This is a genomic window from Bacillus sp. FSL L8-0152 (assembly GCF_038006365.1).
Classification (GTDB): domain Bacteria; phylum Bacillota; class Bacilli; order Bacillales; family Bacillaceae_G; genus Bacillus_A; species Bacillus_A cereus.
Genome location: NZ_JBBOVB010000001.1, coordinates 1,772,136 through 1,792,231, shown reverse-complemented (window position 1 = coordinate 1,792,231; position 20,096 = coordinate 1,772,136). Strand labels below are relative to the sequence as shown.

Here is a 20,096-nt window from a genome sequence, read left to right as displayed (position 1 = left end):
TCTGCTTTTAGTATAAACAAAAAGAATGAACCTGCTCAGTGCAGAAGTTCATTCTTTTCACATGAGAATATTCACTTTTTTCATATGAGATGGTTCATCCTCGTACCATTCTCTTTATATTGGCAACAACATCGTTACTGAAAAACCACTTTTCCCATCTACAATAATTTTTCCGTTTACAGACGCCGTTCGCTCCTCCATCCCCATAATACCGAGACCTTTTTTAATAAGAGCTACCCCTTTTCCGTTATCCTTCACTTGTACCTTTACCATCTTGTTAAGTACATGAATATCTATAGAAATGACTGTCGCATCAGCATATTTCATTGCATTTGTTAGTGCTTCTGTAACATTCTCACCGATAATTTTCCACTGAATGGGAGAAATCATATCTAAGTTCCCTTTGTATACAAAAGGAATATTCACATCATTCTTACCGGCAAATTCCTCTATGAATAATTTCATACGGTGAATGCCAATTTGCTCAGTTGGTGGCTTCATATTTTTTAATGTAATGCGAATACTTTCAATTCCATCTTTTGAAATGTGAATTGCATTTTGTAATAACTCCGCTGATTTTTCTTTATCTATCCCCATTAATCTCTTTGCTGCTTCCATTTGAATTAATGCACCCGTCATCGAGTGGCCAATTTTATCATGAATTTCTTGTGATAACCGATTTCTTTCTTCTAACTTAAACGTGTATTCTGATTGTCTTATGTACTCTTTATTTTCATGTAAGCTTTTCGTAAGTCGTTGCATATCTTTTCGCATCTTATCATTTTGCGATTCAAGCTTTACTACACGCGATATATATCGATCTGCAATAGTTAAAACGAGAAAAGAAAATGCGACAATTAATCCATAAGTCATTCGAATACTTTCATCTGCAATTGTAATTGGGAGCATCATAATGACAAAGCGTGGCCAATTCTTTTCTATGTAATAGAATGTAATTTCGTATAAATTCAAAGGTAAAAACAAAATAAAAAATGGATGAACCCTCCATGTAAATAACATAACTACGCCAATTGACATACAAATTAATATTTTTTTATACGTATCTTTTTTAAATATAGAAATCATTACGTTTACAGAGATGTAAATAAGTAAAGTAAATATAACCCACGGTAAATTTGCTACATTTGCGTAAATATAACTAAACACAATATATAAAAAAACAATTAATTTACTTACAGTTAACCAAAATTCCATATCATTAATCTACTTTCCCTGTTAAGTAATAAATCGCGATTTGTGTGCGATGTTCAAGTCCAGTTTTCCCTAAAACTGACGTAATATAATTTGCAATTGTTCCTTCAGATATAAAAAGCTGTTTCGAAATTTCTTTATTTGAGAAGCCTTTTGCAATTAATGCGATAATACTAAGCTCCCTTTCTGTGAAAAGACTCTTATCAATTTTACATTCTTCCTCTTTACTTTCCATTAAATTAGACTTAATTTTATCGAGGACAACATCTTGCATAACAGTTTGACCGTTATATACTCCTTTTATCGCATCACGAATCCGCTCCGGATCATTATTTTTTAATAAATAACCTTTAGCTCCGTTTTTTACTGCATCCAAAATATATTCATCATCATCAAACGTCGTTAAAATAAGCGGTTTTGTTTTCGTCTCTTCACAAATGAATTTCGTCGCCTCTACCCCGTTCATATTTGGCATGCGAACATCTAATAGAGCGATATCAACGTCGTTCTTTTTGCAATACTCCACTGCTTCCTTCCCATCATTTACTGTATCTACTACTTCAAACTCTTCGTATGTATTTAAAATAATTTTCATGCCCTCTCTAATAAAAGAGTTATCATCCGCTATTAATATTTTAATTTTCATGTTTGTTAGTATGGACCTTCCTCCTACTAACATTCACATCCTTTCTACGTGTAACATTTCCCACTTGCTCATTATATACTTCTCTTTACCATTTTTTCACACCTTTTTTCATCTAGCTCTCCTACAAAAAATATATTATTCTTTTTTTATAAAATGTGTAGGGTGACTTATCATTCTTTACGTCTATATAATAGAATGCGTCAAAAAGGAGGGAGAGACCCATTGAGGAAAAACAATTAATTGAAAAAGCACAACAAGGAAGCGAACATGCTTTTCGTATCCTTGTGCAAACATATCGTCATTATATTTTCCAAGTTATCTTTTCTATTTTAAGACATGAAGAAGATGCGAAAGATGTTACACAAGAAGTATTCGTAAAAATTCACGCCTCTCTCCCTAATTATCAATTTCGCGGATTAAAAACGTGGATGGCGCGTATTGCCACCAATCACGCTATTGATTATAAGAGGAAGAAAGCTAGAGAAAACGAAGAACTCTCCTTATGTAAAGAAACTGAGGGAAATATAAAATCCTCTCATAATATTGAGGATTTATTATTGACGAAAGAGCAAAAATTACTCATCGCTCAAAAACTGAGAGAACTTCCGGAAAATTACCGTGACGTCGTTCTCGCACATTATTTAGAAGAAAAAAGCTATCAAGAAATTGCTTTACAGGAAAACATCGAAGTGAAAACAGTTGAAATGAAACTGTATCGGGCACGAAAATGGATTAAAAAACATTGGAAGGAGGAAGAGTTTCTATGATGCATTATTCAAAAGAAGATTGGCGCAATTATACATTAGATTTTATAGAAAGCAATGAACGTGAATCTATGGAAGAACATCTTTACGAATGTGATCATTGTTTAACACTTTATATGGAAAGTATTGATGAACAACATGAAAACCTTCCAATGATAAATGATGATTCATTTACGAACGAAGTTATGACGCAAATTAATTTTGAAACACTACAGTCTAATGAAAATATAAAAACAACCTCACTAAAGCGCACGATTATTCATTACATAATTGCGACTGCGGCTACAATTATTTTTATGGTAAGTGGTTTATTTCAGTATATTTTTACAGCGACATCAAATTTAGAGAAATCTTCAAAACATAACGAGTCTTCTATTTCACAACAAATTGTAAACAAATCGGTAGACACATCGAAAAAGGACGGAGGTTCAAAGCATGAATAAAAATCCCTTTTTAGCACTTGTATTAGGGCTAATTCCTGGGCTTGGACATTTATACTTAAAAAAGCTAGGACGGTTTATTTTATATAGCGGGGGATCACTATTTCTATTCTCCTTTGCAGTATTTTGTACCATAGTAGTAAGAGAACGTGATATTGCTTTTCTTTCTCTATTTTTACTAGCTGTTCTATGGGTAATTAACTTACTAGATTTAGTTATCACCATTATAAACCAAACGAAAAAGCAAGAAGCTGGAGAAGTGATAAATTCCTCTAAAGAGAGCGAACGATTTTATATCATTCTCTTATCCATCATCCCTGGACTTGGCCATTTCCAATTAGGACTTATGCAACGCGGACTTACATTTTTAGTAGCTTGCACAGGAATCGGAAGTATGATCATTTTCGTTGCACTTTTAACATCGCAAGAAAGTTTTCTTATCTTCCTTATTACGTTACCTGTTTTATGGATTTATAATTTCTTTGACGTTGTTCAGCAACTACAGAAAAAAGAACGTGGCGAGCAATTAATTGACCGTACTATTTTCGAAGATTTTGAAGAGCACCGCGAGCAGGGAAAGAAAAGTAAAACATTTGCTTCTATTTTAGCGATGTTCCCTGGAGCAGGTCATATGTATTTAGGCTTACAACGCCGTGGTCTTCAGCTTATGGCGGCCTTCTTACTATCTATTTATTTACTCGACTTATTAAGACTTTCTGCGTTTTTATTTTTAGTACCAATCATTTGGTTCTATAGCTTTTTTGATGCGTTACAGCAAACAGCAAAATACGGAAAAGAACGAGTTCAAGACGAACCCATTATCGATTATTTTATAAATCATCAAAGATGGATCGGTATCGGATTAATTACACTCGGTGGTTATTATTTATTAAATCAAACAGTCCTTCCTATTTTGAATGATTATTTTGTAACTATATTTAATATTCATCTTAGTGAACTATATTATCGCTATTTCCAAACATCTATCGTTGCGCTCCTTTTAATTGGCGGCGGCTTTAAATTGTTACTTGGAAATAAAGAAAACAAAGGTGGGACAAGCGAATGAGGACTTGGCGTGTTGGAACATTCTCAATGGGGCTTTCTATTATATCGTTAGGATGCTTTTTACTATTTTCAGTCGTAAAAGGAATCCAAGTATTAGATACACTAACTGCATGGTGGCCAGTTTTACTCATCATACTTGGAGCCGAAGTTTTACTATACCTTCTATTTTCTAAGAAGGAACAATCATTTATTAAATATGATATTTTTAGTATTTTCTTTATCGGCGTTTTAGGAAGCGTCGGAATTGCTTTTTACTGTTTATTATCAACTGGATTACTAGAAGAAGTTCGTCACTCTATTAACACAACGAGGCAAACGAGTAATATTCCAGACGGACAATTTGATATACCTGAATCTATCAAAAAAATCGTAGTAGATGCAGGACATCAACCTCTAACGATAGAGGGAAATAATACAAATCAAATTCATCTTTTGGGAACTTATGAAATGACAACGAAAGCAAATGAAAAACTCAATTTAAAACGAGATGATTTCCTCTCAGTTCAAACGGCTGGAGAAACGATGTATATCACTTTAAAATCATTACCTGTTCAGCATACGTTATTTAATTCAGCACCACAGGTGAAACCAACGCTTGTTCTTCCGCAAAATAAAAATGTGGAAATCCGTGCTTCAAATAACGAACTATCTCTTTATCCAGGTCAATTACAAAATAATTGGTTTGTACAGGAAAGCTCAAGAGTGTCTGTCCATCTTGCAAAAGAAAGTGATGTATCTTTAACAGCAGTAACGAATCAAAAAGAAACACATGGAAGTACACCTTGGGAACAAGTAGAAGATTTAACGAAAAACGAAAATACTTCTTCAGAAGAACATCCAGAATTAAACAACCAAGAACATTGGTATAAAAATTCGATTAAAACTGGAAATGGGACGTACAAGTTAAATATTGAGAAAGCTTATAATTTGAATATGAGTGTTCTCGAAAAATAAAAAACCTTCCGCAATTGCGGAAGGTTTTTCTCATATAATCGCTTTAATTCCTTCTAACACTAATCCAATCATAAATCCGCAAACCGCCCCGTTCACTCGGATCCACTGCAAATCTTTACCGACATTATTTTCAATCATTTCGATTAACGTTTTATCATCTAACTTATCAAGATTTTCTTGTACAAGCTTACCGATTTTCGAATGGTTTTTTTCCACAAGTGTAACAACTTGCTTTTGTAACCACTCCTCTATTTTTTGAACAGTTTGTTCATCTTCTTTTATTTTGTTCATTTGTTTTTGTAAAAATGGAATAACATATTTATGAGCAAATTCTTCATTATTTACAAAAGCAACTGCTCTTTGTTGTACTTGCTCTAGCATCTCTTTTATTTTGTCAGTAGCATCCCAATTGGCAATCCATTTTTCTTTCCAATTTTCTAATTCTTGTAGTAACGCTTCATTTTCTTTTACATTGATAATTTCTTGACGAATTTTCGATAAAATAAGTTGTCTCGTACTATTATCTGCATCTTGTAAGCTGTTAATATTGCTAATAATAAATTTCTGCAAAATGCCGCCAATTTTATCTTCATCTACAATATTCATAAACGATTTCAATGTAAACTGTAAAAATCCATCTACTTTTATATTTTCCATCGCCTTCATACCTAAGCTTCCGAGCTGGTATCGAGCTTCATCTTGCGCTGTCCATTCTTTCACTTTTACTAATATGTAATCAAGTGTCTTTTCATCATATTCTTGCACTACTAATTGATCAACAAGCACTTGTAAAATGTTACTTGTATTAATTGTATGTAAATACGTCTTTAATTCTTTTTCAATAATAACCGCTAATTTTTCCGTATCGATTGAAACAATCGCTTTCTCAGCAATCGTTACAATGCCTTTTTTCACAGCATCAGACTGCATTTCTCTCTCAGCAATTTGCAGTACCATTTGTGCTAACTGCATCTCTTTTACTTTATTGGTAATACTTTCTTTCGTCAGCCATTCATTTTCTAACGTATTGATGAGCCCTTTCGTTACCCGTTTACGGTTTTTAGGTAACAAAGCTGTATGCGGAATTGGTATTCCCATCGGATGACGGAATAAAGCAGTAACCGCGAACCAATCTGCAAGCCCGCCAACCAATCCAGCTTCAAACCCCCCTTGTATAATCTCTCCTGCTACCGTTCCTTGAAAAGGGATAGAAGCCGCAAAGCCTACACCCATAACCCCAAGCGAAATACCCGCTATATATTTAGTCTGTAATGACATCGTATACACATCCTCTTATTATGTAAAATAAAGCTTTTTTGTTGTATTTATTCAATATTAGTTATCCTTTATATATACTATAAAGAACTATTGTGAAAATAACAAAGATTTTTATGTACATGAAAAAATGAGGCTACAATTAGCCTCATTTTTCTTATACCGTTAACTCCAAACCTTTCCTATAATATTCATTCATTACATCTTTTGGAACCATACTTCCACCCGTTCCCCACACAATATGAGTACCTTTTTTCACCTTCTCTGTTAACTGTTGCTTTTGTAAATACTCATCTTCTTTACATACTTTCACTGGCCCAATCATACCTGCTAGTGCAGAAGGCTCTAAATAAATATTCTCCGTGTCAGCTAGTTCTTTTAACAATCTATATAACTCTTTATCGCTTACTGTGTAATTCCCACTCAAAAATGGTTCCATCGTTTTACCGACAAATCCAGACGGTCTTCCTACCGCTAGTCCGTCCGCGTCTGTTACATTATCAATTCCGATATCTTGAACGGAAATTTTGTCATGAAGGCCGGTCATTAAGCCGAGTAACATACAAGGAGAATGTGTTGGCTCTGCAAAGAAACAATGAACATTGTCTTTATACAATAACTTTAAACCAAATGCGACGCCGCCAGGTCCGCCTCCTACTCCGCACGGAAGGTAAACGAATAAAGGATGCTCTTCATTTACTACAATCTCTAACTCTTCTAATTGCTTTTGTAATCGCGATGCTGCTACTGCGTATCCTAAAAATAAATCATGGGAATTTTCATCATCTACAAAATAACAGCTAGGATCGGCATCTGCTTGCTGACGCCCCTCTTCTACTGCTTTACTATAATCAGCTTCATACTCAATAACGTTTACACCTTTACTTCTTAATAAATCTTTTTTCCATTGTTTCGCATCTGCTGACATATGAACCGTTACGTTAAAACCTAGTTTCGCACTCATAATCCCAATGCTTAGCCCTAAATTTCCTGTTGAACCGACCGCAATTGAATATTTGGCAAAAAACTCTCTACATGTATCACTATCTAAAATGGAATAATCATCTTCTTCTGTTAACATACCGTGCTGCAAAGCTAGTTGTTCAGCATGTTTCAACACTTCATAAATGCCGCCCCTAGCTTTAATTGATCCTGATATCGGAAGATGACTATCACATTTTAATAATAATTCTCCTAAAATAGGTTGCTTGTAATTTGTCTCTAAAGCTTCTTTCATAGAAGATATTTTCACTAAAGGTGATTCGATTATGCCATTCGTCCCTTTCGTTTCAGGAAAAACTTTCGCAATATATGGTGCAAAACGCTTTAATCTCTCTTCCGCATCTTTTACATTCTCTTCATTAATTGGTGAATCTTTTATTGCTGTTTCATACTTTTCTATGTTTGGATTTATCCAAAATACTTCTTCTGTTGCAATAAGCTTATTCACTAATGGATATTCTGCTTGTAATGCCCCTATTTCTTTCATTTTGTTTCCTCCTTATATCCTTGTAGCTCACCATACAATAAATTATAATTAAATTAATTTTAATATAGTTTAACACAAATAATCCCATTAAGTTAATTTAAATTTAATTTATTTAAATATAATTTAATAATCATTAAGGAGATTTTCATTATGGAAAATATAGATATTGGTAAAAAAATTGAAAAACAAAGAAAAGAAAAAGGTTTAACTAGTAAAGAACTAGCAAAGATGGCCGATATTACACCATCAATGTTAAGTCAAATTGAGCGCGGGTCCGCTAACCCTTCTATCCAAACATTAAAAGTACTTGCTAAAGCTCTTGATGTGCCAACATTTAGCTTTTTACTTGAAGATACAAATACAGACGATTTAATTGTACGTTCCCATAAACGAAAGAAAATGATTATTGATAATTTATCATATGAAATGCTTTCACCTGATTTCACTGGAAATTTAGCAACAGCAATTATGACCGTCCCGCCTAATACAGCTTCATCAGAAAATGTGCTAGAACATAAAGGAGAAGAATTAGCATTTGTCTTAGATGGGAAAATCACACTATATTTAAATGCGGAAGAATACGTATTAGAAACTGGCGACAGTGTAAAAATACCTGCTTATTTAAAGCATAAATGGGTGAATCATTTTGAAAAAAACGCGATTGTCTTATTTTCTGTTACTCCGCCGATTTTTTAATATATCAATAAAAACAGGATGATTCTTATAAAATGAGGATTATCCTGTTTTTATTAAATAAGAAAGTGAAATTTTTGTTAAAAACTTAACAGTTGGACCCAATCCGAACAATCCTCCTAATAACATATTTACAAGTGAAACTATCCCTCCCATTGATGCTAACGTGTCATGAGTCAGATTCATCCCACCACTACCAGAGGCACTTGTAATATTCACATAAAAATAAGAAATACGAAAAAATTAATTAATTTTTCAGAATTTTGTTGAAAAATATGGTAAAATCACTCTTATACTTCTTCTATTTTGCTATTATAGAAATAATTAAATTAGGATACTTTTATCGAATGGGGGAATATATAATGAGTGTGTTATTAAAAGGGCATGAACAGATTGTCAACGAATTAAACATTTTATATCAAGTAATGGTAGCGGAGCAATTAATTGAAGCGAAACAATTAAAAGAAAAAATAGAGAAACAGATTAATAAAATTGAAGCTGATCAAAATCTATCGCTTTACTACTCCCTACTAAACTTTAAATATAAGGTCCTAACCGATTGGACAAACATTAAGTATGATACTTTTAGTCAAATTGTTCGTTTAGACAATCCAATAACTGAAGACTTTATTACTTATTATTATCACTTTTTTAAAGCTGAACATGCTACCATTATTGGAAATTATGATGAAGCAAAAAAAGAATACGAAAAAGCTGAATCCCTTTTAAAACATGTACCAGGCGAACTAGAAGAAGCTGAATATAAATATAAATTTGCTATATTTAATCACCATACAAACAAACCACTTACAGCAATCAATTATGCAAATCAAGCTAAAGAGATTTTCTCAAAATATCCACGTTATGAAATTAAAATAGCTCTATGCGAAAACATTTTAGGCTCATGTTCTGTTTATTTAAAACAATTCGAACAAGCCGAAGAGAACTATAATTCAGCAATCAATATTTTACAAAAGCTGAAAGACGATACACTAATCTTAAAAGTCCGAAATAACTTAGGTTGGCTCTACTCTTCTCAAAATCTATCAACCCTTGCTATTAGACATCTTACAATAGTTACAAACAAATTACCTAAACACCTAAAAGCCAATTTTCTACAAGCCAAAGAACATTTTAGTTTAAATGAAAAAGAAATTGCAAACGATTGGGTTCAAAAAGGCTTAGAAATTTGTAATGAATTAAATAATCAAGAATATAAACACCATTTCACTATCTTAAAAACACAACACACTGGTATTCTAGACGACTTAGAAAACGCAATCATTGCAGGCACTACATATTTTAACAGTAAAGAATTATACGATTATGTACAAGAATATTACGAATTATTAGCAGTAGAATTTCATAAAGTGAATAAAATAGAGAAATCTCAAAAATATTTTTTCAAAACTTACGAAGCAAAACAAAAATTATTAACTAAGGAGGCACTAAGATAATGAAAAAGATTAGTTTAGCTATTTTAACCTTTACATGCATACTTGCTTTTGGATTTAATAATTTTACTGAAAGTCAACAAGCAAAACAACTTCCAAAATGGGATACAGATAAACAAGAAACACATGCAGACCTATAGAAACCTAAAAACCCCTAATAATGGGGTTTTTAGATTTCTACAATATAATGATTTAGCATATGATGAAGAAATATGCTTATAAAAGATAGCCATACAGATACTCTCTGTACATGGCTATCTTTTATTTTTTCGGCACCAACAAAATCCCTAAACTAATAATACAAAAGCTCATTATTTGCTCTGCTGATAGACCAAACAGAACCGAATTTTGTTCACTAACAAGCGAAATAATAATATGAGCAAACCCCTCAATAATTAGAAAAACACTTATATTCTTTCCATTTCCGAGCCTTTCATTTTTCATCCATAACAAGCCCATTATACAATGAGCAAGGCTGATTTCATATACGAAAATAGGGTGATATAAAAGTTTAGATTCATATATTTTCATTCCCCATGGTAGTGTCGTTTGTGCACCTACTTCATGATGTAATAGAAAATAAAAGATAATACTCACACACAGACCAAAAGGCAATGCATCAAGTAAAATACGAAGCGAAAATTGCTCCTTTTTACTTTTCCAAACAATGTATACACTCGCAATCACGCATCCTACTACAATATGTTGCATACTTCCAACAGCTAATATTGCTTGCACTGGCGCCCCAAAGGCCCATACAGGATTTAAAATTGATGGTGCAAACTTCCATACAAATACGATGATAAGAAAAGCATTTGTTACGGCATCCATCATTTTTTCATATGATACATTTTGATGCCTCATCTTTCGTTTCATCAACACAAATCCAAATAGACTTCCAATTATAAGAGATATGGGTTGTAACCTCACGATCCACTCCATCGTCACGAAATCTCCTTTTAATTCTCAATCAATTTCTTAAATTTCTTTTCTAATTGATCTGGTGGTAATACACCTCGTACATGATCTACTATAATTCCATCTTTATTAACAAAAAATGTCGTCGGTAAAGAGAATACTTTATAATCTAGTCCAGCTACTCCGTCCATATCTAATAGAACAGGAAACTCAAACCCATAGCGATTAGCAAATGCGCTTGCTTCTTGTACTGGGTCACTAACAGTTGCATTCACCGCAAAAATTTCAACATCCTTTTTATATTTATCATACATATGAACTAAATCAGGTGCCTCCATTTCACACGGTCCACACCATGATGCCCAAAAATTAATAATATATGGTTTTCCCTTAGCATCATTTAACGACTGCAACTTTCCGTCTAATCCTTTTAATGTGATGCTAGGTGCTTTAAAACCGACTTGTGGTAATACTTCTTTCTCCTGTAACTCTGCTTGCTTTGCTTTTCTTTCCTTTTCTTCTTTCTTTGAATTATAAAAGTTAACCCCCGCCCAAACGAGAGCACCTACTAGTATAATAGCAATTAGTTTCTTCACTTTTCTTCCTCCTCATTTTTAAAAACCTGTAAATCCACCGAATAGACGAATAAAGAATGCTGTAATTTTCGTCATTTGATTTGTATACAATAAAATACCCGTTACAATCATCATTCCACCGCCAATTTTCATCATGACATTGGCATATGTAACAATCCATTTTACCTTCCCAATAAAGAATGCCATCACGAAAAATGGAACCGCAAACCCAAGAGTATACGCTGTAATATAAAGAAGTGCCCCTTCAGGATTCGTCGCGCCAAGCATGAGTACAGCTGAAAATATCGGTCCAACACATGGCGTCCAACCCGCTGCATATGTCATACCGACTAAAATCGAGCGAATAAATCCAGTCGATTTACTTCTATACTGCACCTTTTTCTCTGCCATAAGCCACTGAGTCTGAAACAAGCCCGTCATAAATAGCCCCATTAAAACAATAAAAATCCCACCAATTTGTTGAATCAATTTTTGGTTAGATGAAAATGTTACTCCAATCCAACTTACCGATAAACCTAACGCGTAAAATATAACCGAAAATCCAATCATAAAAAATACTGTATGTATAATCGCTGATTTTTGCATAATCCCACGATTTTCTTTTAAATCTTGAATAGACACACCTGTAATATAAGATAAATAAGATGGATATAGCGGTAAAGAGCACGGTGATATAAATGACAATACTCCCGCCCCAGCCACAAGCCAAATTGTTAAATCTGCTGCATTCATTTTATTCCCCCTGAAACACTACAACGAGTAGTGTTTATTCTAAAAAAAAGAGGCTATATGCACTCTCCGACAATAAGTACAACCGACATACAGAATAAACCTACTGTTACATATACCGAATTCGTATGTAACGGAATAGTAAGCTTAACAACCTTTTCATTTAACACTTGCTCGATTCGTAAATTTATTGCTGTTTTTGCAAATGAAGCTGTAACACATCGATTTTCCATTGTCTTTATTTTAATTAATTTTAATAACGCGCTACCTAACTCAAGTGAGGATTCCATTTTTTGCATCGCATATTTATCAGCAGCTAGTTCCTGATACGTATGATATCGCTGTAACAACCCTTTTAATATTGGTATGTACATCATTCCTTCTGCTAATAGCGTAAAACAAAATAATTTTAGCGGATCCCAATTCTTTTGATGATATTCTTCATGGAAAATAATTGCATCCATTTCTTCATCTGAAAATGTTTGAAGCATCCCTTCTGACATGACAACTTTCGGACGAAATAGCCCAATTGTAAATGCCGCAACTTCCGTAGTCGGCAATATATATATTTGTTTTCCTTTTCGGATGAAAGGGATAAGTACTTTTTGTAATTTTTTACTATAGAAAAATTGTCGCCAAATTCTTTTGCACACGATTAATACAGTAAGTAATAATAATCCAGCGATTATTATACGAATCAGCGATAATTCTTTCATATGTTTTTCTAACTGGAACAAGCAAAATTTTGAAAGAAGGAACATCTTATTTTGAAACAGAAATGGATATGTAACGTAATACAGTAACAAGCTGAAAAAGAGGGTACTAACAATTACTGCTAACAATACGATTTTACGCATTTGCCATTTCATTTCATTAATCCTCTTTTTTTAACTGACTCAATTTGTCTTCTAACTTTTTTATTAAAGTCGGATCAGCCTGCTCTAACTCATCTAACATATGATTTACAACTAAATCTCCAAATTCCCCCATCAATTCCTGTGTCATTTTCTTCGTTTGATTGGATAAGAATTCTTCTTTCGTTTGTACAGCACGATATATGCCACTTCTTTTCACAGTCTGTTTTTCTAAGTGTAATTTCTCTACTAACCTGTTCATAACTGTCATAACAGTGTTAAAATTCACAGGTGATTCTTCACTTAATTTCTGCTGCACTTCTTTAATCGTAATACCATCGCTAGACCAAACAATCTCCATAATTTTTGCTTCAAGCGGTCCAAAGAAATGATTTAACCCGTGCTCATTTAACTTATAGTTTTGAGTAAACATTGTACAACTCCTTTCACACTACGAATTGTAGTATAAATTAAATGAAAGGTCAAACGTAAATGATATATAAGAAAATTAACTACCTATAAATACATAGGCTATTCCATTCATTTTAAACCTAATTTTTCTCCAAATGTATCAAAAAGGTACTGCTCTAATATTTGTACACTAAACTTCTCATTACGCCCAAGGGCAAATAATTCCCGATCTTTCGCTACGATAGTATCTAACGGAATAACTACATTATCCACTATTTTTACAATTTCGATTATATTACTTTTCACATTCACTTCTGTTTTAAATTCAACGTTTTCTAACACTATATGTGAACGTCTTCCTGATGCAAAAAAAGTAAAATTAGGATTTTTAACAACGCCAATTTCAGTCTCTAACGCATATAAATAGTGAAAAATTACATCTCTATGTCCATCTTTTATTATTTTTTCATCCTTCTCATCGTCTAAGTATTCTTTCAGCTTCGTTGTAAATTCAAATCGAAAATCCACTTTTTTCACGCTCCTTCTTTGTATTTCATATTAAATAAATATATTGAAATAATTTTACCATATTGTAATACAACTTCCTATTAAAAGTAAAAACTGTTTTAGAAAATCGCTATTATTTCCGATACCCTTTTAAAATATAAGTATAAATTCAATATGAATGAATGCGTCATTATATCTATTTAAACATATTTTTTCCATATTTTGAAACATTAGTATGAAATATTATATATCAATGAATGGTTTCTAATGCATTGGTATATATAGTCAGTAGTTTCTTTACTATTCCGATATACTTAAGCTATATTTTCTAATTATTGATTACATTACGGAAGGAATGTAACTCTCTTCTATCGAATTTTTATATAACAAAAATGATTAGGTGGTGCTTTACTATGAAATTAGCTGTCATTGGTGGCGGTGATTTACAAGATTCAAATCACTTGCCTATTAATGAACGCCTTATAGAATTAACAAATAAACAGTACCCCAAAATATTGTTTATTCCAACGGCTAGTCATGATGATGAAAGCTATATAAAATTATTTTTAGACACGTTTGAAAAACAATTACATTGTGAAGTACAAATTTTACGTACTACAACAGATTCACCTTCTAAGTATGAAATAGACGAGATGATTCATTCAGCCGATTTAATTTATCTAGGTGGCGGGAACTATATTCACATGCTTACGCAATGGAAAGAACATAGACTCGATGAAAAATTATTATTGGCTCTGCAACAAGGAACACTTATTGCTGGTTATAGCGCTGGTGCTATGTGTTGGTTCACGTCTAGTATCCGATCAGATTATGAAGGTTCTGGTTATATAGAAAGTAACGGATGGGGGATTGTTAATAAAAGATTTTGTCCACATTATAATCAATTAAACAGAATGAACGCCTTCCATTCCTTTTTACAAAATCATCAAGGGAATATAGAAGGAATTGCACTCGAGGATAATTGCGCTTTATATATTACAGAAGAATCCTTTGAGATTATCGGTGAACCGGAAAAAGCGTGGGAGTTTTATATGAGTGATAAAACACTCATTAGACAACATTTTGATATCACTTTAAAAAGCTATTTGTAAACCTGCACTTACGAAAAAATGTCCCTAAGTCTAATAACTTAGGGACATTTTTTCTATTTAACTAACTAATCGTGTAATTCGTTTCTTTTGCCATGAAAGCTTATAATATGCATACTGTAATATTAAGCTGACAATAAATGCTGCTGGATACCCAATCCAGATGCCTTCTATTCCAAGACTTGTATGGTAAGAAAGATAATATGCTACGGGTACTTCTACAAGCCAAATTGAAACAACTCCAATAACAGTTGGCCAAAGTACTGTACCGCTCGCTCGCATTGTCGCACTAATAATTTGTGCATGACCGAAAATTAAATAACTCCATAACGTAATCATAACTAAGCTATGAGCAATTTCAATTGTAGTTTGACTCGTTAAAAATAGTGATAAGATGTCTCTTGAGAATAAGTAAATAAGAGATATTAACACACCACCGATGACGTAGTTCATAATAATTCCAGCCTTCACAACTTTCTGCAATCGATCAAATTGATTCGCACCAATCGATTGTGCCGCAAAAATGGAAACTGTAATACCAAGGCTAACTGCTGGCATTTGTACATAACTTGCAACTTGATTCACAACGCCGTAAGCAGCTGTTGCATCCGAACCGTAACGATTTACAAATGCGATTACGGCAATCTCAGATAATGATACTAATATCATATTTATACTTGCTGGTATACCGAGCCTTAGCAATAGCTTTAATAACTCCCCATCCATTCGAAGGTATTTTCTAACCGTGCCATCTAGTTGTAATGGGTGATTTTTCTTCTTTAAATACACAAGCATGACAATAAACGTAATAACTGTAGATATAACAGATGCATAGGCCGCTCCATACACATCTAATTTCGGAGCTCCTAACCATCCAAAAATAAGAACTGGTAATAAAATCATATTTAGCGCTGTACTTACAATTAAAAAGTAAAATGGCGTTTTAGAATCTCCTGTACCTCTCATAAATGTTGTATATGCGAAATATAAAAATAATACTGGCATCGATATAAATAAAATCCGTGCATAATGTACACTTATTTCAATAATATTTTCTGGCGTTCCCATTAGACGCATAATATCCATCGCAAAAATACTGCCTATTATCGCCAACACAACTCCAATAATAAAGGTAAACGTCAACGTCGTACCAACGATAGCTTTTAAACGATCTTCGTTTTTAGCACCAAACGCCTGACCAATTAAAATAGAGCTTCCTGAACCGATACCAATTACAAATGAAACGAGCAAGAAAAATAATGGGAAGAATGCTGATATAGCCGCTAAATCACTAACTCCAAGCCATCTTCCTACTACTACCATACCAAATAATTGTCCAACTGATTGTAGTACATTACTTAATAATAACGGTACTAAAAACATCGACATCGATTTCCAAATCGGTTTACTCTCACTTTCCAACTTATGTGACTCCGCACCTTCTTTATTGTTATCTGCAGGTGGTTTCAAATTTCATTTCTCCTTTTATTAAACATCTATTTTCAATCTCTATCTCTTTGTATAGTTGTTATAATACTGTGCTTCTATTCATTTTCTTTTCGTATGATTATAACTTCACCCAATATTGACTTCCATCGGCTGTTCGATCTAAAAATCCATATTCGATTAAATATCTTCTTAATGTTACAAAATCAGGGTATACATTTTCTATCACTGTATTTACTTCTTTTTCAGTATACTTTTTATTACTATCAAACTTCTTCACTAAATGGCGCAATATAATTAATTTACGCTTTTGTTTCTTCGGAAATTTAGAGAGAGGTCCATCTAATCCTTCTGTAAAATGAGCTTTTAATACTTCATCATTTTCTTCTTCCGTAATATTGTATCGATCATCCACCATCGTTGCTGTTCTATGAATTGGCACAAATTTCGTTTGTACTTTTGATTTTTCTTCTGATAATTCCATTAGCGCTAAAAATACTTTTGCTTGCTTCATTTTCTCTCGCAGTGTAAATCGATGATTACGAATTGTTGATGTACTTCCGCCATCCATTTCTTTTACAATTTCTTTATCATTCAGTCCCATATGGAAAAACTGAACCATTTTCTTTTGTAAATCCGTTAAACCAGTAAATTTCTTATCCATATTTAACAAATAATCAAACATAGACGTATGCTCATTTTGAATATGCAATTGGACGAACTTCTCTGCTTCATACAAAATTTGGTTATCTTGATAAATAACACCTTTAATAAATGTTTCACCACAAGCTAAGCAAATGTACTCCTCTTTTTCTTCATCAAACACATACCCTTTCTTTAATTCCTCTATTGACGCATCCCAAAACTTCTCTGAAATATCACTCATACTAAACACTCCTTTAAAATGTTTATTTAAAACCAAACAAATCAGCATAACGTTTATTACCACTTCACCATCTTATCACAACGCAAACAAACATTTCAATGTTTCGTTTACCCATTTTATAAACTTTTATAAAAACATCTAACAATAGGGTTTAATACAACGAAAAGCGAATATGTTTATACAAATTCATTTTATAGGATGTGAAATAGAACATAAATATTCTTCAAGACCCTTAGTTTACCGTTAAACAAATTGCACAGAATACATATGCGATTAGTGAATATGGAACTGGTATTCACTCATTCCAAAACTTCAGTATTCAATTTTAACTACAAAAAAGATGTTTTCGTATAAGAAAACATCCTTTACTTTTTATATATTCTATTTACAGTCTCTACTAAAACCTTACTTGCTTGTACAAATGTATGCTTTCGATTTCTATCTTCAACAAATTTATTAGCACAACTACTCATAATCATCATACAACTAATTATGACTAACGCTATCTTTCTATTCTTGTAAGTCACTTCATGCCACTCCACTATTACAAAACTTCTTTTGAATTTATCCCATCAAGAAATTTTACATGAATAATAAAACGTGTGAATATGCAATTCTGCATATTCACACGTTTTATCACAATGTTATGATTTAATTTAGTTAAAGAACAAGTATACCGAGGTGACTAACTTGAAGTTTAAAGCGAAAAAAAATCCATTCCACGTCATTTTCATTACATTATTTATAATTATTTTTTTCGTTTCGTTATTCTTCCAAAATGAAAATTCTATTTTTTTCACTCTCATGATGCTATTAAATATCGTGAACCTTTCTTCATTCTATTTCTCTCACTACAACGTAACGGAATCATCTCTTGTTGTAAAACACGGTTTCATACTTCGTACTGAAATCCCATTTAAAGACATTCGCCATATTAAGTACTCTGGCAAAAAACTTCGTTCAAAAAAATGGACTAGGCAACAATTAGAAATTAATTATAATTTATTTGACTCAGTGACCACTTTCGTACCACAAGAAGAAGAAAAATTCATTTCACTCTTAAAAGAGAACTGCCCACAGATGAAAGTAATGAATACGCCTGCTAACAAATAATATATTTTGAAGCTTGCATTATTGCAAGTAGATGAAACTTAAAAATGAACATCAAAAAAGCCAAGATTCTATACTAAGAATCTTGGCTTTTTCTATTACTCTTTTGGAGCAATCATTTTCTTTGGATCTACAATTTCATTAAATTGCTCTTCTGTTAGTAGTCCAGATTGCAACGCTGCTTCTTTTAAAGTTAATCCTTCTTTATGAGCATGCTTCGCAATTTTCGCTGCATTTTCATATCCGATATGTGGGTTTAGCGCTGTTACAAGCATTAGTGAACGATTCACATTTTCATTAATTACTTCTTCATCTGCTTCAATACCAACTGCACAATTGTCATTAAACGAAACAATTGCATCCGCTAATAAGTGAGCTGATTGTAAGAAGTTATAAGCAATAACAGGTTTAAATACATTTAACTCAAAGTTACCTTGGCTCGCAGCAAATCCGATTGTTGCATCATTCCCCATTACTTGCGCTACAACCATCGTTAACGCTTCACTTTGCGTTGGATTTACTTTACCTGGCATAATAGAGCTTCCCGGTTCATTTGCTGGAATAATAATTTCTCCAAGACCACTACGTGGACCACTTGCAAGCCAACGTACATCGTTAGCAATCTTCATTAGATCCGCAGCTAATGCTTTTAATGCACCGTGAGTATATACAACTTCATCATGGCTCGTTAATGCATGGAACTTATTTGGTGCAGAAACAAATTGTTTACCTGTAAATTGACTAATTTCCTCTGATACCATCTCACCAAATTTAGGATGAGCATTAATACCTGTTCCAACCGCAGTTCCACCAATTGCTAACTCTTTCATATATGTATTGCTCTCTGCAATCATACGCTCTGTTTTTTCAAGCATACGGTGCCATCCGCTAATTTCTTGCCCTAAAGTTAACGGCGTTGCATCTTGTAAATGTGTACGACCAATTTTTATAATATGTTCAAATGCAGTTACTTTTTCTGCTAAAGTTTCTTTTAATTTCGTAATTGCTGGTAATACGTGATTTTCTACTGCGATTACACAAGCTACATGAAGCGCCGTTGGAAATGTATCATTTGAACTTTGTGACATGTTCACATCATCATTCGGATGAATATGTACGTCAGATCCCTTCTCTTTCAAAATTTGATTCCCACGATTTGCAATTACTTCATTCACATTCATGTTTGACTGTGTACCACTACCTGTTTGCCATACGACAAGCGGAAAATGTTCATTCCATTTCCCTGCAATCACTTCATCCGCAGCTTCTACAATTGCTTCTGCTTTTTCTTCTGATAGCTTTCCTAATTTTTGATTGCTAAGCGCTGCACTCTTCTTTAAAATTGCAAATGCTTTTACAATTTCAAGCGGCATTTGCTCTGTTCCAATTGGAAAGTTTTCTTTACTACGTTGTGTTTGTGCTGCCCATAATTTATCAGCTGGAACTTTTATTTCTCCTAATGTATCTCTTTCAATTCTGTACTCCATGTTTTCATCCCCTTGAAAATATAATACCTACATCTCTTATAATAACAGACT

General features: G+C 33.1%; 24 protein-coding genes. 9 read left to right on the top strand and 15 right to left on the bottom strand.

The features are described 5' to 3' along the window. Positions 1-114: 114 nt before the first annotated feature. On the bottom strand, positions 115-1,215 hold the full coding sequence (locus tag MHH27_RS09205; RefSeq protein ID WP_097924304.1) for a sensor histidine kinase: 1,101 nt from the start codon (positions 1,213-1,215) through the stop codon (positions 115-117). Positions 1,216-1,219: 4 nt separating this feature from the next. Beyond that, the gene (locus MHH27_RS09200; RefSeq protein ID WP_000694106.1) at positions 1,220-1,858 is read right to left on the bottom strand and encodes a response regulator transcription factor; all 639 of its coding nucleotides are present in this window, start codon (positions 1,856-1,858) and stop codon (positions 1,220-1,222) included. Between the two features lie 284 nt (positions 1,859-2,142). Between MHH27_RS09200 and MHH27_RS09195 the strand changes: the two genes are divergently transcribed. From MHH27_RS09195 to exsE, 4 genes are read left to right on the top strand one after another with little or no spacing between them, the layout of a single operon-like run. Then, positions 2,143-2,625 (top strand): RNA polymerase sigma factor, encoded by a 483-nt coding sequence (locus tag MHH27_RS09195; RefSeq protein WP_232339738.1) that lies wholly within the window; start codon positions 2,143-2,145, stop codon positions 2,623-2,625. Next, complete coding sequence (locus tag MHH27_RS09190; protein ID WP_340942310.1) at positions 2,622-3,065, top strand: hypothetical protein; 444 nt, start codon at positions 2,622-2,624, stop codon at positions 3,063-3,065. Before MHH27_RS09195 ends, MHH27_RS09190 begins: the two co-directional genes overlap by 4 nt. Next, positions 3,058-4,128: a hypothetical protein gene (locus MHH27_RS09185; protein ID WP_001039124.1), complete on the top strand. Its 1,071-nt coding sequence runs from the start codon at positions 3,058-3,060 to the stop codon at positions 4,126-4,128. Before MHH27_RS09190 ends, MHH27_RS09185 begins: the two co-directional genes overlap by 8 nt. Beyond that, positions 4,125-5,081 carry an exosporium protein ExsE gene (gene exsE / locus MHH27_RS09180; RefSeq protein WP_001261427.1) on the top strand — a complete coding sequence of 319 codons (957 nt, stop codon included), beginning with the start codon at positions 4,125-4,127 and terminating at the stop codon, positions 5,079-5,081. The genes MHH27_RS09185 and exsE overlap by 4 nt, the downstream gene beginning before the upstream one ends. Before the next feature lie 30 nt (positions 5,082-5,111). On the opposite strand, the gene MHH27_RS09175 is transcribed toward exsE, so the two are convergent. Together MHH27_RS09175 and MHH27_RS09170 are read right to left on the bottom strand one after the other, a co-directional pair. Next, a complete protein-coding gene (locus tag MHH27_RS09175) occupies positions 5,112-6,359 on the bottom strand; it encodes a DUF445 domain-containing protein (RefSeq protein WP_340942307.1) in 1,248 nt (415 codons plus the stop codon). 154 nt (positions 6,360-6,513) lie between these two features. After that, positions 6,514-7,845 (bottom strand): D-serine ammonia-lyase, encoded by a 1,332-nt coding sequence (locus MHH27_RS09170; RefSeq protein WP_098289398.1) that lies wholly within the window; start codon positions 7,843-7,845, stop codon positions 6,514-6,516. 150 nt (positions 7,846-7,995) lie between these two features. Here MHH27_RS09170 and MHH27_RS09165 point away from each other — a divergent pair, with 150 nt between their 5' ends. Continuing rightward, complete coding sequence (locus MHH27_RS09165; protein WP_098127817.1) at positions 7,996-8,541, top strand: helix-turn-helix domain-containing protein; 546 nt, start codon at positions 7,996-7,998, stop codon at positions 8,539-8,541. A gap of 39 nt (positions 8,542-8,580) precedes the next feature. Here MHH27_RS09165 and MHH27_RS09160 read toward each other — a convergent pair whose 3' ends face one another. Further along, the gene (locus MHH27_RS09160; protein WP_098236624.1) at positions 8,581-8,757 is read right to left on the bottom strand and encodes an ATPase; all 177 of its coding nucleotides are present in this window, start codon (positions 8,755-8,757) and stop codon (positions 8,581-8,583) included. Positions 8,758-8,900: 143 nt separating this feature from the next. Between MHH27_RS09160 and MHH27_RS09155 the strand changes: the two genes are divergently transcribed. After that, entirely contained in the window at positions 8,901-9,995 is a 1,095-nt protein-coding gene (locus MHH27_RS09155; RefSeq protein WP_097821577.1) for a response regulator aspartate phosphatase, read from the top strand. Continuing rightward, positions 9,995-10,132: a hypothetical protein gene (locus MHH27_RS09150; protein WP_000724012.1), complete on the top strand. Its 138-nt coding sequence runs from the start codon at positions 9,995-9,997 to the stop codon at positions 10,130-10,132. Before MHH27_RS09155 ends, MHH27_RS09150 begins: the two co-directional genes overlap by 1 nt. Before the next feature lie 121 nt (positions 10,133-10,253). Here MHH27_RS09150 and MHH27_RS09145 read toward each other — a convergent pair whose 3' ends face one another. From MHH27_RS09145 to MHH27_RS09120, 6 genes are all read right to left on the bottom strand, one after another. Continuing rightward, the gene (locus MHH27_RS09145; protein WP_098235548.1) at positions 10,254-10,934 is read right to left on the bottom strand and encodes a prolipoprotein diacylglyceryl transferase family protein; all 681 of its coding nucleotides are present in this window, start codon (positions 10,932-10,934) and stop codon (positions 10,254-10,256) included. Positions 10,935-10,951: 17 nt separating this feature from the next. After that, complete coding sequence (locus MHH27_RS09140) at positions 10,952-11,506, bottom strand: TlpA family protein disulfide reductase (RefSeq protein ID WP_000733187.1); 555 nt, start codon at positions 11,504-11,506, stop codon at positions 10,952-10,954. Positions 11,507-11,524: 18 nt separating this feature from the next. Continuing rightward, positions 11,525-12,238: a cytochrome c-type biogenesis protein CcdA gene (gene ccdA, locus MHH27_RS09135; RefSeq protein WP_340942302.1), complete on the bottom strand. Its 714-nt coding sequence runs from the start codon at positions 12,236-12,238 to the stop codon at positions 11,525-11,527. A 53-nt stretch (positions 12,239-12,291) separates the two neighbouring features. Continuing rightward, a complete protein-coding gene (locus MHH27_RS09130) occupies positions 12,292-13,104 on the bottom strand; it encodes a M56 family metallopeptidase (protein WP_023521637.1) in 813 nt (270 codons plus the stop codon). Positions 13,105-13,108: 4 nt separating this feature from the next. Further along, positions 13,109-13,522 carry a BlaI/MecI/CopY family transcriptional regulator gene (locus MHH27_RS09125; RefSeq protein ID WP_000495052.1) on the bottom strand — a complete coding sequence of 138 codons (414 nt, stop codon included), beginning with the start codon at positions 13,520-13,522 and terminating at the stop codon, positions 13,109-13,111. Positions 13,523-13,629: 107 nt separating this feature from the next. Next, entirely contained in the window at positions 13,630-14,028 is a 399-nt protein-coding gene (locus MHH27_RS09120) for a DUF3942 family protein (protein WP_000347529.1), read from the bottom strand. A 392-nt stretch (positions 14,029-14,420) separates the two neighbouring features. Here MHH27_RS09120 and MHH27_RS09115 point away from each other — a divergent pair, with 392 nt between their 5' ends. Continuing rightward, positions 14,421-15,119, top strand: a complete 699-nt coding sequence (locus tag MHH27_RS09115; protein WP_000762116.1) for a peptidase E — start codon at positions 14,421-14,423, stop codon at positions 15,117-15,119. Positions 15,120-15,176: 57 nt separating this feature from the next. Here MHH27_RS09115 and MHH27_RS09110 read toward each other — a convergent pair whose 3' ends face one another. The 3 genes from MHH27_RS09110 to MHH27_RS09100 all read right to left on the bottom strand — a co-directional run bounded on the left by MHH27_RS09110 (position 15,177) and on the right by MHH27_RS09100 (position 17,975). After that, positions 15,177-16,586, bottom strand: coding sequence for an MATE family efflux transporter (locus MHH27_RS09110; protein ID WP_097821575.1), 1,410 nt, complete (start codon positions 16,584-16,586; stop codon positions 15,177-15,179). A 97-nt stretch (positions 16,587-16,683) separates the two neighbouring features. Then, on the bottom strand, positions 16,684-17,448 hold the full coding sequence (locus MHH27_RS09105; RefSeq protein ID WP_001280271.1) for a DUF2087 domain-containing protein: 765 nt from the start codon (positions 17,446-17,448) through the stop codon (positions 16,684-16,686). Positions 17,449-17,813: 365 nt separating this feature from the next. Further along, positions 17,814-17,975: a hypothetical protein gene (locus MHH27_RS09100; protein ID WP_000221432.1), complete on the bottom strand. Its 162-nt coding sequence runs from the start codon at positions 17,973-17,975 to the stop codon at positions 17,814-17,816. A gap of 163 nt (positions 17,976-18,138) precedes the next feature. On the opposite strand from MHH27_RS09100, the gene MHH27_RS09095 reads away from it, so the two are divergent. Further along, positions 18,139-18,561: a PH domain-containing protein gene (locus MHH27_RS09095; RefSeq protein WP_000669072.1), complete on the top strand. Its 423-nt coding sequence runs from the start codon at positions 18,139-18,141 to the stop codon at positions 18,559-18,561. A gap of 95 nt (positions 18,562-18,656) precedes the next feature. Here MHH27_RS09095 and fumC read toward each other — a convergent pair whose 3' ends face one another. Further along, the gene (gene fumC / locus MHH27_RS09090; RefSeq protein ID WP_053564799.1) at positions 18,657-20,045 is read right to left on the bottom strand and encodes a class II fumarate hydratase; all 1,389 of its coding nucleotides are present in this window, start codon (positions 20,043-20,045) and stop codon (positions 18,657-18,659) included. Positions 20,046-20,096: the final 51 nt, after the last annotated feature.

Coding starts and splice junctions, on each gene's coding strand:
- MHH27_RS09175 (WP_340942307.1), bottom strand. CDS start 6,359: ATGTCATTACAGACTAAATATATAGCGGGTATTTCGCTTGGGGTTATG.
- MHH27_RS09115 (WP_000762116.1), top strand. CDS start 14,421: ATGAAATTAGCTGTCATTGGTGGCGGTGATTTACAAGATTCAAATCAC.
- MHH27_RS09185 (WP_001039124.1), top strand. CDS start 3,058: ATGAATAAAAATCCCTTTTTAGCACTTGTATTAGGGCTAATTCCTGGG.
- MHH27_RS09170 (WP_098289398.1), bottom strand. CDS start 7,845: ATGAAAGAAATAGGGGCATTACAAGCAGAATATCCATTAGTGAATAAG.
- MHH27_RS09145 (WP_098235548.1), bottom strand. CDS start 10,934: ATGGAGTGGATCGTGAGGTTACAACCCATATCTCTTATAATTGGAAGT.
- MHH27_RS09200 (WP_000694106.1), bottom strand. CDS start 1,858: ATGAAAATTAAAATATTAATAGCGGATGATAACTCTTTTATTAGAGAG.
- MHH27_RS09205 (WP_097924304.1), bottom strand. CDS start 1,215: ATGGAATTTTGGTTAACTGTAAGTAAATTAATTGTTTTTTTATATATT.
- MHH27_RS09125 (WP_000495052.1), bottom strand. CDS start 13,522: ATGTTTACTCAAAACTATAAGTTAAATGAGCACGGGTTAAATCATTTC.
- MHH27_RS09150 (WP_000724012.1), top strand. CDS start 9,995: ATGAAAAAGATTAGTTTAGCTATTTTAACCTTTACATGCATACTTGCT.
- MHH27_RS09130 (WP_023521637.1), bottom strand. CDS start 13,104: ATGAAATGGCAAATGCGTAAAATCGTATTGTTAGCAGTAATTGTTAGT.
- ccdA (WP_340942302.1), bottom strand. CDS start 12,238: ATGAATGCAGCAGATTTAACAATTTGGCTTGTGGCTGGGGCGGGAGTA.
- MHH27_RS09155 (WP_097821577.1), top strand. CDS start 8,901: ATGAGTGTGTTATTAAAAGGGCATGAACAGATTGTCAACGAATTAAAC.
- MHH27_RS09190 (WP_340942310.1), top strand. CDS start 2,622: ATGATGCATTATTCAAAAGAAGATTGGCGCAATTATACATTAGATTTT.
- exsE (WP_001261427.1), top strand. CDS start 4,125: ATGAGGACTTGGCGTGTTGGAACATTCTCAATGGGGCTTTCTATTATA.
- MHH27_RS09105 (WP_001280271.1), bottom strand. CDS start 17,448: ATGAGTGATATTTCAGAGAAGTTTTGGGATGCGTCAATAGAGGAATTA.
- fumC (WP_053564799.1), bottom strand. CDS start 20,045: ATGGAGTACAGAATTGAAAGAGATACATTAGGAGAAATAAAAGTTCCA.
- MHH27_RS09165 (WP_098127817.1), top strand. CDS start 7,996: ATGGAAAATATAGATATTGGTAAAAAAATTGAAAAACAAAGAAAAGAA.